The following is a 14778-nucleotide window of genomic DNA, read 5'->3' on the forward strand; positions in this document are numbered from 1 at the left end:
GGCCTACTCCAGTCGGTGTCGGGGTGGGGGTGAGGTGGGGCGGTGCGGGTCAGGAGGCGCTCTCGCTCCGCGGGCGGCGGAACAGGCGGCGCCGGGGCGGGCGTTCGGGCACCCAGCCGACGGCCATCGAACCGCCCAGCACGGCGAGGAACATGCCGACCACCAGGCCGCCGAGATTGGTGAGCGGGAAGGAGGCCACCCCGGCCACGACCGCCACCACCCCGGCCGTATAGCGCTGCCCGGGCATGAGCAGGATCAGCAGGGCCATGGCCAGGAGCAGGACCCCGGCCGCCATGCCCGCGATGCCGCCGATGCCGACCTGGAGGATCCGGCCGAGCGGGGCGAGCGGCAGGAAGAGGATGACGAAGCCGCCGAGCCCGGTCCAGAGCGCCGCCCAGAACGGCCGCGTCCGCCGCCACCGCCGGAATCCCGAACGGGCACGGCGCACGGCACCCCGAGCGGACCGCCCGGAAGCGGACGGCCCGGAGGCGGACGGGCCGGAGGCGGACGGGCCGGAGGCGGGCGACTCGGAGTCGGACGGGTGCGGCGCGGGAGACGTCATGGTGCGACCTCGCGGTACCTGAACGGTGGAGGGAGGGCGGAGGCCGAGGGCGGCTCCCGGGGCCGGGGCCGGGGGCGGCGGCCGTGCCGCGCCCCCGGTCGTCAGCAGCTCTTGTCGCCGTGGGCCAGACCGATGGTGAGGTCGGGCAGGGTGATGGCGCCGGACAGGGTGGCGCCGTTGGCGTCGGCGTGCAGCGCCTTGATGTCCGTGAGTCCGCCGGTGGCGTCCAGGCCGAACTGGCCGGGGACGCCGTTCTTGATGCCGGCCGAGCGCATGTTCGGGCCGTCGGCTGCGGCGCCGATGACGTTGGGGCTGCCCTCGGAGGCGTTCAGCCGGGCCCGCGCGGCCTTCACGGCCTGGGCGTCCAGTACCAGCTTGTCGGCCTGGAGCCCCTTGCCCGACGCCAGTTCCTCCGTGGTGAGCGGGGTCTCGGCCGCGGGTGAGGAGATGTTCAGCGACCAGGTGCCGAGGTCGCCGATGACGGGCAGCCCGATCTTCTGCGCCGCGTGCACGCAGATGCCGTCGAGGCCGGCCTTGGGGATGCCGACCGAGGCGGCGGTGGTGTTCTTGCCGGTGTCCACCGTGGTGAGCGCGGCGGCGATGCCGCCGGGGGCCGCGACGGACTTCGAGGACAGGGTGAAGGGGACGTTGGTGAGGGAGAGGTTGGCTGCCAGGGCGCCCTGGAGCATGGCCGCGGCCATGCCGGCCACGGCGAGGGCGGCCGGAACGGCGACGACGGCCGATCTCCGCCAGCGGGTGACGCCTCCCGAGGTGTCTCGCATGTGCTCTCCGTCCGTGAGCCGCGCTCCCGCGCGGATGCGGATTCCAGGCCGTGGCGGGGCGTGCGCGTTCCACGCGCCGCACCCGGCCCCGGTGCGCCGCCTGACACTCTGGCGCTGCCTGTCCGAGAATTGGACGACCTGTCAGCAAGTGTCAAGACGGCTGCAGACAAAGCTTGTTGACGAAAAGTCTCACCGCTGGTCACAGCGCTGCGCGAAGTCCGCCCCGGCCCGGGACGAGGGGTTCGCGCCCCGCCCGCAGGCTCTACCATCGTCCGATGGCGAGGTTCCGTGAGACCGTCCGGTCACTGCTCAGAGAGCATCTGCTCGACACCGCCTACGCACTGGTCGCCGAGCACGGATTCGACCGGCTGCGCATGTCGCACCTCGCGACGGCGGCGGGTGTCAGCCGGCAGACCCTCTACAGCGAACTCGGCTCCAAGGACGAGGTGGGTGAGGCGCTCTTCCAGCGCGAGGTCGAACGCTGCATGCGCGGCATCGAACTGAGCCTCGCCCGGCACCCGGGGGATCTGCGGGCCGCGGTGGCCGCCGCCGTCGAGTTCGCCCTCCGGCTCGCGGCGGACAACCCGCTGGTCCAGGCCATGTTCTCCAGCAGCGTCGACCACGGGATGCTCCGCTACCTGACCACGCGTCCCGAGGCCGCCTTCGCCACCGCCGAGGCCGCCGCCGACGCCTACGCGGCAGGTGCCTGGCCGCAGATCGACCCCGCCTCGCGCGCGCTCGCCGTGCAGGCGGCGATCCGGCTCACCGCCAGCCACGTCATGCAGTCCGACACGTCACCGGCCGAGTCGGCCCGCCGGATCGCGGAGAGCGTGGCCCGGATAGCCGGCTACCCCGCGCGCTGAACCGGCGCCGCGCCCGGTGCGTCCGGCACGGGCTCCAGCCGCGGCCCCGGCCCGAGTCCGCGCGCGGCCCCCAACGGCCAGACGCGCAGACTGACGCGCCCGGACACGTCGGCCAGCCGGGCCCACCCGTACGTCCGGGAGTCGGCGGAACGGTCGGCGTGGTCGCCGAGGAAGAAGAACCGTCCGGCCGGAACGGTGCGCGGGGCGGCCCGGTCGCTGCGCCGGCCGTCCGGACCGCAACAGGCGTCGACACCGCCGGTCTTCGCGGGTCCCGGCCCGATCAGCCGGTACCAGGGCCCCGCACCGCCCTCCTGGAGCAGGACCCGCCGCCGGCCGCCCGGCGCCGTCTCGATGGCCACCCGGTCGCCCGGCAGGCCGATCACCCGCTTCACCAGCACGGTGTCCCGGCCCGGTGTCCGCATCAGCACCACGTCGAACCGGTGGACGTCGTCGCCCGACCCCGGCATCGCCAGCAGCCGGTCCCCGTCCCTCAGCGTCGGCTCCATGCTCTCCCCGTCGACCCGGACGCTGAGAAGGAACACGGCGAGGGCGCCGACCACGACCAGGGTGACCACGACCGCGACCGCCCGCGCGGCCAGGCGGAGCGGGCGGGGGCGGACGCGGTCACCGGCGGCGGGATTCACTCCGCCGGGGTGTCCGCCGGAGTTCCCGTCGGCGGGGCCGTCGGCGTGACCGTCGGCGCGTGCGGCTCCGTCTGCGCTCATGGCGCCCCATCCCACCGCATCGCGCACCGCTCCGGAAGAGCACGCGACGGCACTCGGGGGGACCCGCCCGGTGATCCGACGACGAACGCGCGCGGACGACAACTCCCGGTGGTCGCCCGAGGATGCGGCCCCGGCCGCAGACCCCGCCCCGACCGGCCCGACCGCGCGGCAGCGCACCGCCACGCCGTGCGGCAACGCGCCACCGCGCCGTGAGACAACGTGGCGCGACACACCCGCGGCGCGGTACGGGCGCCGGCAGTGGCCGCCGGCGCCCGCGCCGTTCACGCGGCTCGGCCGCGCTCAGCGCAGCCGCAGCGCCTCGCGGACCGTGGTGAACAGGTCGGTCTGGTTGGTGACGCCGAGGACGCGGTAGGCCTGCGGGCCCTGGGCGGCGATGCGGACCTCGGTGCCGGTGTGCTCCTGGGACTGGCCGGGGGTGTTGGTCGAGTAGTTGACCTTCAGCTGCTGGCCCTCGTCGGTGATCAACGTGGAGGACAGGCCGGGCGGGGTGGCCTCCAGGGGCACGATCTGGCTGGTGTGGCCGTGGTCGGCGGTGGTGACGACCAGGGTGTCGGGGTGCTTGGCCGCGTAGTCGCGGGCCACCTTCACCGCGCGGTCGAAGGCCACGGTCTCACCGATCTGGCCGCAGGGGTCGGCGGCGTGGTCCTGCTTGTCGATGGAGGCGCCCTCGATCTGGAGGAAGAAGCCCTGCTTGGAGCGGTTCGCCTTCTGCTTAGCCTCCAGCAGCTGGATCGCCTTCGTGGCGGAGTCCGCGAGGCTGGGGGTGGTGGCCGGGCGGTTCGGGTTGGAGGTGACGCACCGCTGCGGGTCCGTACCGCCGACCGCCGCCGTCCTGCCGGTCCACTCGGTGGGCACGTTGACCGGGGCGAAGAGACCGAGGACCGGCCGGCCCGGCTTGGCCGCCTTCATGGACGCGTCGTCGGTGACGATCTGGTAGCCGAGCCGCTGCGCCTGCTGGCCGACCGTCAGCCCCTTGTACCGGCCGTCGGTCACCTTCTGGTCGAAGCGCTGCTTGCCGCCGCCGAAGAGGACGTCCACCTTGTGGGCGACCTCCTGCTCGGCGATCGAGCCCGGACCGCCGGCGGCGATCGTGTCGGCGGGGCACTTGGCCATGTCGGCCGGGCCCTGGCAGGAGCGGTCGGTGGCGTGGGAGGCGAGGACGGCCGGGGTGGCGTCGGTGAGTTCGGAGGTGGTGACGTTGCCGGTGGCGTAGCCGTTGCGCTGGGCCAGCTCCAGCAGGGTCCGCACCGGCTTGTCGGTGCCGGGGGTCTTGGAGATGCGGCCGTTGACCGTCTTGACTCCGGTGGCCCAGCCGCTGCCGCTGGCGGCGGAGTCGGTGACGTAGTCCGGCGTGCCGTCGGCGTGCACCGCGTACGTGGTGTAAGCGCCGGTGAGCGGGAACTTGTCCATGTTCAGGCGGCCATCGGCGCCCACGGAGTAGTCGCGGGCGAGGGTGATCTCCGAGTCGCCCATGCCGTCGCCGATGAGCAGGATGACGTTCTTCGCCTTCCCGCCCTGGATCGCGTGCTTCGCCTGCTCCTTGCCGTCGAAGGCGCCGGCGGCCGTGGTGACCGCGACCGCGGCGGTGGTCGCGGCGACGAGGGCGGTCGCGACCGTGAGGTGGCGGCGGGTGGGTCTGCGCATGAGGTGACTCCTTGGGGCGTCCGATGACCGGATGCGTGGTTCGACGCGGGCCAGATCACCATGCGTCGGCAAAGAGGACGTAAACGAATGCCCTTGTGAACGCGTCCAGGTCATGTCGTACGGCTCCGCCGCGGGCCCGACGAACGAGTGCGAACATGTTCGTTACGATCGAGGACATGACTGTCAGGAGAGAACCGGCGAGCCGCCGCGAGCGGCCCGCCAAGCCCGCCCTCACCCGGCGCGGCATCGTGGACGCCGCCGTGCGCGTCATGCGGGCCGAGGGGCTGGAGAAGGTGACGATGCGCCGCCTGGCGCAGGAGCTGGACACCGGTCCGGCGTCGCTGTACGTGTACGTGGCCAACACCGCCGAACTGCACGCGGCGGTGCTGGACGCCCTGCTGGGGGAGGTCGACCTCGCCGTCGACGACGCCGGGCCGGCGTGGCGCGACCAGCTCGTCGCGGTGCTCACCTCCTACACCCGCCTCCTGTTCGCGCACCCGCAGCTGGCCCGCTCCGCGCTGGTGGCCCGCCCCAGCGGCGCGCACTACCTCGACCTGGTCGAACGCGTCCTCGGCCTGCTCTCCCGCGGCGGCGCCGGCCGGGGGCAGGCCGCCTGGGGGGTCGACAAGCTGCTGCAGTACGCCACGGCCACCGCCGCCGAACACGGCACCCAGGCGCACGACCCGGCCGTGGCGGACGACTGGAACGCCCTCGCCGAGGCCGTGCACACCGTGGACGAGACCTCCCATCCCATGATCAGGGCCCATCTGCCCGAGCTGCTCACCGGACCCGTCGAGGACCGGCTGTCCTGGGGCTTCGACGCGCTGATCAACGGCATCCTGGGGACCCCGCTGCCCGGGGCGGACTGAGCCTCCGCGCGGCCCGGGCGCCGTCGCGCTTCCGGAGCGCCGGGCACGCGCACACCCTGGTACGAACTTGTTCGTCACGAACATGTTCGCTACGGTCGGAGGCGTCCGGACGGACCGCCGCGCCGGATCTCCCGGCCGCCGCGGTCGTCCTCGGCGTACGCACCACTCCAGGAGGAGCCAGATGAGCACCCACCACCCCATCGCCGTCGTCGGCGGCGGCCTCGGCGGCCTGACCGCGGCCCGGGTCCTGCACACCCACGGCATCGAGGCCACCGTCTTCGAACGGGAGGCGTCGGCCCGGGCCCGGGTCCAGGGCGGCATGCTCGACATCCACGAGGAGAACGGGCAGAAGGCGCTGCGCGCCGCCGGTCTGCACGAGGAGTTCCGCGCGCTGATCCACGAGGGCGGTCAGGCGATGCGGCTGCTCGGACCGGACGGCACCGTCCACGTCTCCACGGCGGACGACGACAGCGGCACCCGCCCCGAAGTGGACCGCGGCGCCCTGCGGGACCTGCTCCTCAACTCCCTCCCGGACGGCACGATCCGCTGGGGCAGCAAGGTGACGGGCGCCCGCCCGCTGGACGGCGGACGCCACGCGGTGACCTTCGCCGACGGCTCCACGATCACCACCGACCTGCTGATCGGGGCCGACGGCGCCTGGTCCCGCGTCCGGCCGCTGGTCTCCGCGGCCCGGCCCGCCTACACCGGCGTCTCCTTCGTCGAGACCGACCTCCTCGACGCCGACACCCGCCATCCGCGCAGCGCCGCCGTCGTCGGCGGCGGATTCTTCATCTGCCTCGGGAACGAGCGCGGGTTCCTCGCCCACCGGGAGACCGACGGCAGCCTCCACGTGTACACCGCGCTCAAGACCGGCGAGGACTGGGTGGACACGATCGACTTCGGCGACAGCGCTGCCGCCAAGGCCGCCGTCCTGGCCCACTTCGAGGGCTGGGACGACGGTCTGCGCGCCCTCGTCGCCGACGCCGACGGCCCGCTGGTGCCGCGCCGCATCCACGCCCTGCCGGTCGGGCACCGCTGGGCGCGCACCCCGGGGGTGACGCTGCTGGGCGACGCCGCGCATCTGATGTCGCCCTTCGCCGGCGAGGGCGCCAACCTGGCCATGTTCGACGGCGCCGAACTCGCCGGGGCGATCGCCGCGCACCCCGGCGACCGGGAGGCCGCCCTGACCGCGTACGAGGAGGCGCTCTTCCCGCGCGGCGAGGCGTCCGCCGCCGAGTCCGCCGGCAGCCTGGACACGATGTTCGGCCAGGACGGCCTGGAGAAGATGATCGGCTTCTTCACCAGCGGCCCGGCCGACCGGTGACCGCCGCCCGCACCGCCCCGACGACCGCGCCCCACGGGAGGAGACCATGACCACGCCGCTGCCGCGTATCGTCCGGCCCCGTCCCGGCCTCGACCTCGTGCTGCGGGAGGCCGGCACCGGCGGTGCGGTGCTCGTGCTGCACGGCGGTCCCGGCCCCGACAGCGTCGCGCCCCTGATCGACCACCTCTCCGCCGCCCACCGGGTGCTGGCGCCCACCCACCCGGGCTGGGACGACACCCCGCGGCCCGACGCGCTGGACTCCGTGGCCGCCCTGGCCGCACTCCACCTCGACCTGCTCGAACTGCTCGACGTGCGCGACGTCACGGTCGTCGGTACGTCCTTCGGCGGGTGGGTCGCCGTCGAGAGCGCCCTCGGCGATCGCGACGGCAGGATCGGCCGACTGGTGCTCATGGACGCCATCGGGCCGCAGGTGCCCGGCCATCCGATCACGCCGCCCGGCGGACCGCCGCCCGCGGCCGGACCCGTACCCGCGGCCGGTGCGCCCGCGCCGCGCGGCGGCCCCGCCGCGCGGCAGCCGGCCGCCCTGCACGCCTACGCGGGTCCGCACCTGGGCGACCCCGGTCTGCTGCCCCGGCTGTCCGCCGTGGCCTGCCCGGTCCAGGTGATCTGGGGCGAGAACGACCGGGTGGCGACCCCCGCCTACGGCCGTGCCTACGCGGCCGCGTTCCCGGACGCGCGGTTCGAGCTCGTCCGGGGCGCGGGACACCTGCCCCTCCGCGAGGAGCCGTCGGCGGTGTTCGCCGCCCTCGACGCGTTCCTGGCGCGGCCGGCCGACGCCGCGATCGGCTGATCGCGGCGTCGGCCGGCACACCTGGTCCGTACGGCGGCGGCCGCGCCGTCAGGCGTCGCTCACTCGCCCACCGCCGGCGGACTCGACGACTGGATCTGTTCGTCGAGGCTGCGGGCGAACTCCCGCCAGGTCTCCGCGTACTGCCGCGCCAGGTTCACCACCAGGGCGCCGCAGTGCGGCGGGACCGCCGCGGTGAGCTCGGACCGCTGCCGCATCCCGACGGCGTTCTGGTGCAGCAGGCGCAGCAGGTTCCGGCCCTCCTCCTTGTGGCGCAGGGCCGGGTCGCGCAGCAGCTTCTCCAGCATGTGGTGGGGGTCGGTGTCGTGCGGCTCCTGCCGGTGCGCGGTGGGCAGCCCGCGCACCTGCGGGACGGACGACTCCGGCGCGTCCTGACCCGCTCCGCGGTCGGGCGCGATCACCGGGGCCTCGCCGACCCGCAGCCGTCTGCGCACATCGCTCACGGTCGCCGGGGAGAGCCCCGCCAGACGCGCGATCTCACGCAGCGAGGCGTCCGGACGCTCGGCGATCAGCTCCGCCGCCCGCCTGCGCCCCTCGTCGCTGCTGAGCGGGCGGACCTTGCCGTCCCTGCCCATTCTGGCGTGCAGTCGCACCACCCCGTCGGACTGCCGGCGGATGGCGGCCACCGACTTGGCCCCGAGGCCGGACGCGCGCGCGATCGCCCGGTCCGACAGATGGGGGTGCGACTTGACGATCCTCGCCGCCGCCGCCCGTCGGTCGGCCTGCGAGAGCGGCAGGCCGTGCGTCACGTTCGCCTGCACGGCCCGCAGGAACGCGTCCTCGGTGCTGCCCTCGAAGTACTCGACCCGGATGACCCGCTCGCCCCGGACGAAGGCGGCCATCAGACGGTGCATTCCGTCGATGACGTGCAGCGTGCGGCGGTCGACGAGAATGGGCGGGAGGGGGCCTTCCACCTCGGCGAGGCGCGCCACGTGTTCCCGGTCCGGGCCCTGCGACCGCAAGGAGACGCCCGGCATGATCGATGATATGGGTACTTCTTCCCCCGCCGGCCCGTTCCTCTGCGTGGGCATCATGGGTTCCGTCGGGCCGGCGCCGCGGGGGGCGTCGACTCCGGTGGCGGCTGCTCCGACTAAGACCGAACCCGCGGATCCTGGAGGGACGTCGACCTGCTGATTCATTCTGCTACCCCGTTGATTGACAGCTCACAGGACATGACGCACGCGACAACCGGAAGGTTGAGCACCACCGGGCGCGCCGGCGTCCCGGCACACGCACCGGGCGCACCACCCGACGGGATCGAGAGCTGTGATCAGCTCGGCGGAGTCTGCGAAGCGGAATCCTCGGACCGCAACGGTGAAGGGCCCGGTGCGGCGCACGCGCCGTCCCCGCCCGAACCGCGTCCTGCCCATGGCAGCCGCGTCACCTCGACCATCGCCTTCCACCCCGTTCCGCGATGTTGCCCACGCGTTACCACCAAGGATCAGGCTCAACTCCAGTGGTTGTCGAGCCCTCAGGTAGAGGAACGTGATATTCGATCGATAGAGGAACGTGATATACGGGGACAGGTCTAGTCCTGTCCTCGACGTTCCCTGACGGTCGTCATCGAGCCGGGGCAGTCGCGTGCGCGTGTGGGCCGGCCGGGCGTGACCCGGAATGCGGAACGCCCTGCCGGCCGGGCGCCCTCCACCGGGCGCCGCACGCACTGCTGACGTGGTCTCAGGCGCCGCCGCCCGGGGCGATCAGGCCCGTCTCGTAGGCGAAGACGACGGCCTGGACGCGGTCGCGCAGGTCGAGCTTGGACAGGATGCGGCCGACGTGGCTCTTGACCGTGGTCGGGCTCAGGAACAGCCGGGCGGCGAGTTCGGCGTTGCTCAGGCCCGTCGCGAGCAGGCGGAGCACCTCGAGTTCGCGCGGGGTCAGCCCGGACAGGTCGCGGTGCGGGGCGAGGGTCTGCGGTTCGTCGTGCTGGGCGAAGCGCTCGATCAGCCGCCGGGTGATCGTGGGCGCGAGGAGGGCGTCGCCGGAGCGCACCAACCGCAGGGCGGAGACCAGGCGTTCGGGGGTGACGTCCTTGAGCAGGAAGCCGCTGGCGCCGGCCGTGAGCGCGGCGTAGACGTAGTGGTCGAGGTCGTACGTGGTGAGGATGATGACCCGGGTCTCCTGCGCGCCGTCGCCGCCGAGGATGCGCCGGGTGGCCTCGATGCCGTCCATCTCCGGCATCCGGATGTCCATGAGGACCACGTCGGGCCGGGTGCGGCGGACCGCGGCCACGGCCTCCGCCCCGTCGGCGGCCTCCGCCGTCACCTCGATGCCGTCCGCGGCCAGGATCATCTTGAAACCGGTGCGCACCAGGGCCTGGTCGTCGGCGATGACGGCGCGCAGCGGCGCCCGCTCCTCGGTCATTCGGCGCTCCTCGGGATACGGGCGGCGACCCGGTAGCCGCCGGTGCGGGTCGGGCCGGCCGTCAGCTCGCCCTTGTAGACGGCCAGCCGCTCCCGCAGGCCCATGTGGCCCCGGCCGTTGCTCTCCACCGGCGGGGAGTCCTTCGCGCCGCCGGTGTCCGTGACCTCGATCTCCAGGCAGTCGTCGGTGTACCCGACGGCGACGGACGCCCGCGCGCCGCGCGCGTGCTTGATCGTGTTGGTCAGCGCCTCCTGCACGACGCGGTACGCCGCGAGGTCCACCCCCGGTGGCAGCGGCTCCGGCGGCAGCGACACGCCGACGCTCACGGGCGTTCCGGCGGCGCGCACCCGCTGCACCAGCCCGTCGAGCTGCGCGAGCCCGGGCTGGGGCTCCAGGCCGTCCGGCCTCTCGTGGTCAGGAGCCGCCAACAGGCCCATCACATGGCGCAGTTCGGCCATCGCGGCGCGGCCGCCCGCCTCGACCGCCAGCAACGCCTCCTTGGACTGCTCGGGCACCACGTCCATCACTTTTCGGGCCGCGCCCGCCTGGATCACCATCACGCTCACATTGTGGGTCACGACGTCGTGCAGTTCGGCGGCGATGCGGGCGCGCTCCTCCTCCACGGCCCGGCGCATGGCCTCCTCCTGGGCCTGCTGCAGTTCGGTGACCCGGTCCCGGCTGGTGGCCAGCCGCAGTTGCAGGAAACGGACGAGGCTGGCCAGCATCCCGGCCACCAGCAGCACGAATCCCGGACTGGACCAGCCCGGGAGCACCGGGTCCGCGTGCCGGAAGGCGAAGCCGGACAGCGCGGCGGCGATCACCAGCACGGCGATCGCCATGATCCGGTAACGGCTGTACACGATGGCGCTGTAGGCGCCGACGACGCACGCCAGGACGGTGATCCAGGAGGCGGAGGCGCCGATGGCGAGGGCCGCGCCCAGCACCGCGGCGAAGATGGCCAGCGGGTAGCGGCGCCGGAGCGCCAGCGGTAGCGTCGACAGGACGACCAGGGTCCAGGGCACGGGCGGAGGATGCTCGTCCACGGGCGCCTGACCGGGGCCGGGGCCGGGCGGCGCGGGCGGGGCCGGGACCCCGGTGCCGATGTCCACCTTGGGGGGGTTGATGTTCGCGGGCCCGTTGCCGGGGTAGCGCACCGCGACGAACAGGGCGAGGGCGGTCAGCGCGACCGCCAGCACCACGTCGACGCGCACCGCTCGCCTGGACAGCGGGGCGGCCTTCGCCTCGGGGCGCAGCGCGTCGAGGAGCTGCTGGCGTCGGCCGGGCTTCACCTCGGGGCGCAGCGCGTCGACGAGCCGCTGACGTCGGCTGCGCCGGTCTTCCGTCTCCATCCCCACATTGTGCTGCGCCCGGCGCCCGGTCGGCGTCCGCCTGTTCGACCAGGGCATCGGCCCTGAGGTCTACTCCTCAGGTAGGAGTCCGCGACTGGATCATCCGCTGGAAGGGCTTGATGTGGGTTCCGCGGCCGACGCGCCCCACAGCTGACAGCCTCTAGGTTCACAGGGTCGGCAACGGCATGTGTCTCTCGCGACCGTAAGGACGGACAACCCGATGAATCAAGTGATCGAACTGGAGGGTGTGTCGAAGCGCTACGACAGCGCCGGCACGCCGGCGCTCGGACCGCTCACGCTCAGCATCGGCCAGGGTGAGGCCCTCGCCGTGACAGGCCCCTCGGGCAGCGGCAAGTCCACGCTGCTGAACCTCATCGCCGGCCTGGACAAGCCGACCGACGGCGCCGTCATCGTGGCCGGCCGGCGGATCGACCAGCTGAGCGAGCACGCCCTCGCCAAGTTCCGTCGCGAGTACATCGGCATGGCCTTCCAGTTCTTCAACCTGCTCGACGACCTCACCGTCATCGACAACATCCAGCTCCCGGCCCAGCTGACCGGGACGAGCCGGCGCGCGGCCGCGGCCCGCGCGCACGAGCTGATGGAGATGCTGGGCATCCAGAAGCACGCCCGCGCCTACCCGGGCCGGCTGTCCGGAGGCGAGCGCCAACGGGTCGGTGTGGCGCGGGCGTTGATCAACCGCCCCGCGCTGCTGCTCGCCGACGAGCCCACCGGCGCGCTGGACACCGCCTCGGGTCACGACGTCCGCGACCTCTTGGTGGACCTGCACCGCGGCGGCCAGAGCATCGTGCTGGTGACGCACGACCTGGCGCTGGCGGAGGCGTGCGCGAGCCGCACGATCCACCTGGTCGACGGTCACCTCGCCCTCGACACGTACGCGCGGGCCGTCCGATGAGCGTATTCGGGAACGGCGCACTGGGCCGGGTCGTACGCTCCGGAGTGGGCCGGCGCAGAGTGCAGACGCTGGTGATCGCCGTGGCCACCATGATGGCCGTCGCCTCGGCCGTGGTCGCCGGGTCGCTGATGGTCGCCGCGGCCGCGCCCTTCGACCACGCCTTCGGCCGGCAGCGGGGCGCGCACATCACCGCGCAGTTCGATCCGGCCAAGGCGAGCGCGGCGCAGCTGGCGGGGACCGGGAACCTGGACGGCGTCACCGCGAGCGCGGGACCGTACCCGTCCACGGCGTTCCGGCCGGTGGACCGGACGGGCTTCCAGATGCCCACGCTGACCCTGGTCGGGCGGTCCGGCCCGGACGGTGACGTGGACCGGGTGGAACTCAAGTCGGGCCGCTGGGCGCAGAAGCCGGGCGAGATCGTGCTCGGCGCTTCGTTCGAGGGACCCTCGTTCGAGATCGGCTCCTCGTTGAGGACGTCGGACACCGCGAACGCCCCGACCCTGTCCATCGTCGGCTTCGCCGTGTCGGCCAGCAGGACCGCCGACGCCTGGGCGGTTCCGGAGCAGGTCGACGCGCTGGCGGCGCAGGGCAGCCCGGTGACGAGCCAGATGCTCTACCGCTTCGACTCCGCGGGCACGGCGCGGCAGATCCTCGCCGACCGGGCGAAGCTCGCCGCCGCCGTGGGGCCCGGCGCGATGCTGGGTACGCAGTCCTGGCTGGACACCAAGCGCGCGGCGGACCAGGGCGCGGCGGCGACCGTCCCGTTCGTGATGGCGTTCGGCGTGCTCGGCATCGTCATGTCGGTGATCATCGTCAGCAGTGTGATCAGCGGCGCGGTCGGCACCAGTCTGCGCAGGATCGGCATCCTCAAGGCCATCGGCTTCACCCCGCGCGAGGTCGTCCGCGCCTACGTGGCCCAGGCGTTGATCCCGGCCGGCGCCGGCATCGCCGTGGGAGTGGTGCTGGGCAACGTCCTGGCGGTGCCGCTGCTGTCGGACACCGAGTCGGTGTACGGCACCGTGTCGCTGTCGGTGGCCTGGTGGGTGGACATCGCGGTGCCGGCCGCCGCACTGCTCGTCGTGGCGCTCGCGGCGCTGGTTCCCGCGCTGCGGGCCGGACGGCTGCACACGGTCGAGGCCATCGCGGTCGGCCGGGCGCCGCGCACCGGACGCGGGCAGTGGGCGCACCGGGCGCTGGGACGGCTGCCGCTGCCCCGGCCGGTGACCTACGGCCTCGCCACCCCCTTCACCCATCCGGTGCGGGCCCTCGCGATGCTGCTCGCGGTGGCGTTCGGCACGGTCGCGGCGACCTTCGCGGTCGGACTGACCTCGTCCCTGAGCGCGGTCGGCTCCTCGCAGGACCCCGAGAGCCGCGCCGCGGTCACGGTCACGACGGTCAGGCTGAACAGCATGGCTCCCCCGCCGCCGCCTCCCGTGGCAGGCGAGGCCCCGAGCCCGTCCCCCGCCAGCAGCACCGCCACCACGTCCCGGCCCAAGGTCGCCGACCCGGCGAAGGTGCGCGCCGCCATCAAGTCGGTGGCCGGGCTGAAGTCCTACTACGGCAAGCTCCAGACCGACGTCGCCGTGGCCGGGGTCTCCGGCTCGGTCCAGGCCAGCCTCTACGAGGGCGACTCGCGCGCCGGCAGCTACGACATGCTCTCCGGGCACTGGATCACCGGCCGGGGGCAGGTCGTGGTGCCGTCCCGCTTCCTGGAGCGGACCAGCACCAAGGTCGGCGACACGGTGCGGTTGACCTACGAGAAGGAGAGCGCCGACCTGCGGATCGTGGGCGAGACCTTCGACACCTCGGGCAACGAGCTGGAGATCCACGCGGACATGGCCGACTTCCCGTCGGCCCGGCCCGACACGTTCCTCGTCGACGTCGACTCCGGCGTCTCGGCCGACGAGTACGCCCAGAAGGTGGCGGCGCTGGTGCAGCCGCTGGGCGGCGACGCCACGACCGTGCCGCCCGCCGACCAGAAGGGCGTCATCCTCATCATGGACGCGATGGCGGTGCTGCTCACCCTGATGCTGGTCTCCGTGGCCGGCCTCGGCGTGCTCAACTCCGTCGTGCTGGACACCCGCGAACGCGTCCACGACCTGGGTGTGTGCAAGGCGATCGGCATGTCGCCGCGGCAGACGGTGAGTCTCGTGCTCGCCTCGGTGGCCGCGATCGGCGTGATCGGCGGACTGCTGGGCGTGCCGGTGGGATACCTGCTGCACCGCCTGGTCATGCCCGTGATGGGACGTGCCGTGGGCACCAGCATGCCGGCGTCGGTCATCGACGTGTACGGTCCGGGCCAGCTGCTCCTGCTGGGGCTGGGCGGCGTCGTGCTCGCGATGCTGGGCGCGCTGGTCCCGGCCAGCTGGGCGGCCAGGACCCGTACGGCCACCGCGCTGCGCACCGAGTAGCACCCGGCGGAACACCCGCCACCTCACGTGAACCGCCCGGCCCCGGTCCGTGCGGTTCATGCGTTCCGGGACCCGGGGTGGCACGTCCGTCCTCGGGCCGGGGCGTTGGTCCTGGTACGCCG

Annotated in this window: 13 protein-coding genes; 6 read left to right on the plus strand and 7 right to left on the minus strand. The window is 73.6% G+C overall.

The genetic code is table 11. The features are described 5' to 3' along the window. Positions 1-49: 49 nt before the first annotated feature. Positions 50-448, minus strand: a complete 399-nt coding sequence (locus ABEB07_RS00345; RefSeq protein ID WP_176147303.1) for a DUF6114 domain-containing protein — start codon at positions 446-448, stop codon at positions 50-52. Between the two features lie 215 nt (positions 449-663). After that, the gene (locus ABEB07_RS00350; protein WP_176147302.1) at positions 664-1344 is read right to left on the minus strand and encodes a DUF6230 family protein; all 681 of its coding nucleotides are present in this window, start codon (positions 1342-1344) and stop codon (positions 664-666) included. A 275-nt stretch (positions 1345-1619) separates the two neighbouring features. On the opposite strand from ABEB07_RS00350, the gene ABEB07_RS00355 reads away from it, so the two are divergent. Continuing rightward, entirely contained in the window at positions 1620-2207 is a 588-nt protein-coding gene (locus ABEB07_RS00355) for a TetR/AcrR family transcriptional regulator (RefSeq protein WP_176147301.1), read from the plus strand. On the opposite strand, the gene lepB is transcribed toward ABEB07_RS00355, so the two are convergent. Both lepB and ABEB07_RS00365 read right to left on the minus strand, forming a co-directional pair. Then, positions 2192-2932 carry a signal peptidase I gene (gene lepB, locus ABEB07_RS00360; protein WP_345666489.1) on the minus strand — a complete coding sequence of 247 codons (741 nt, stop codon included), beginning with the start codon at positions 2930-2932 and terminating at the stop codon, positions 2192-2194. The two genes, ABEB07_RS00355 and lepB, sit on opposite strands and share 16 nt — an antisense overlap. Before the next feature lie 300 nt (positions 2933-3232). Next, positions 3233-4597: an alkaline phosphatase gene (locus tag ABEB07_RS00365; protein ID WP_345666490.1), complete on the minus strand. Its 1365-nt coding sequence runs from the start codon at positions 4595-4597 to the stop codon at positions 3233-3235. Positions 4598-4773: 176 nt separating this feature from the next. On the opposite strand from ABEB07_RS00365, the gene ABEB07_RS00370 reads away from it, so the two are divergent. The 3 genes from ABEB07_RS00370 (at position 4774) to ABEB07_RS00380 (ending at position 7601) form a co-directional block, all read left to right on the plus strand. After that, a complete protein-coding gene (locus ABEB07_RS00370; protein ID WP_345666491.1) occupies positions 4774-5466 on the plus strand; it encodes a TetR/AcrR family transcriptional regulator in 693 nt (230 codons plus the stop codon). A gap of 181 nt (positions 5467-5647) precedes the next feature. After that, a complete protein-coding gene (locus tag ABEB07_RS00375) occupies positions 5648-6790 on the plus strand; it encodes an FAD-dependent oxidoreductase (protein WP_345666492.1) in 1143 nt (380 codons plus the stop codon). A 46-nt stretch (positions 6791-6836) separates the two neighbouring features. Continuing rightward, positions 6837-7601: an alpha/beta fold hydrolase gene (locus ABEB07_RS00380; protein ID WP_345666493.1), complete on the plus strand. Its 765-nt coding sequence runs from the start codon at positions 6837-6839 to the stop codon at positions 7599-7601. Positions 7602-7660: 59 nt separating this feature from the next. Here ABEB07_RS00380 and ABEB07_RS00385 read toward each other — a convergent pair whose 3' ends face one another. The 3 genes from ABEB07_RS00385 to ABEB07_RS00395 form a co-directional block, all read right to left on the minus strand. Next, on the minus strand, positions 7661-8596 hold the full coding sequence (locus tag ABEB07_RS00385) for a transcriptional regulator (RefSeq protein WP_345666494.1): 936 nt from the start codon (positions 8594-8596) through the stop codon (positions 7661-7663). A 700-nt stretch (positions 8597-9296) separates the two neighbouring features. Next, on the minus strand, positions 9297-9983 hold the full coding sequence (locus ABEB07_RS00390) for a response regulator (RefSeq protein WP_176147296.1): 687 nt from the start codon (positions 9981-9983) through the stop codon (positions 9297-9299). Next, a complete protein-coding gene (locus ABEB07_RS00395; RefSeq protein WP_345666495.1) occupies positions 9980-11332 on the minus strand; it encodes a sensor histidine kinase in 1353 nt (450 codons plus the stop codon). Before ABEB07_RS00395 ends, ABEB07_RS00390 begins: the two co-directional genes overlap by 4 nt. A gap of 220 nt (positions 11333-11552) precedes the next feature. Here ABEB07_RS00395 and ABEB07_RS00400 point away from each other — a divergent pair, with 220 nt between their 5' ends. Both ABEB07_RS00400 and ABEB07_RS00405 read left to right on the plus strand, forming a co-directional pair. Further along, positions 11553-12245: an ABC transporter ATP-binding protein gene (locus tag ABEB07_RS00400; RefSeq protein ID WP_345666496.1), complete on the plus strand. Its 693-nt coding sequence runs from the start codon at positions 11553-11555 to the stop codon at positions 12243-12245. Beyond that, the gene (locus tag ABEB07_RS00405) at positions 12242-14656 is read left to right on the plus strand and encodes an FtsX-like permease family protein (protein WP_345666497.1); all 2415 of its coding nucleotides are present in this window, start codon (positions 12242-12244) and stop codon (positions 14654-14656) included. The genes ABEB07_RS00400 and ABEB07_RS00405 overlap by 4 nt, the downstream gene beginning before the upstream one ends. The last annotated feature ends 122 nt before the right edge of the window (positions 14657-14778 follow it).

It is taken from the genome of Streptomyces similanensis (assembly GCF_039543625.1).
Classification (GTDB): Bacteria; Actinomycetota; Actinomycetes; order Streptomycetales; family Streptomycetaceae; genus Streptomyces; species Streptomyces similanensis.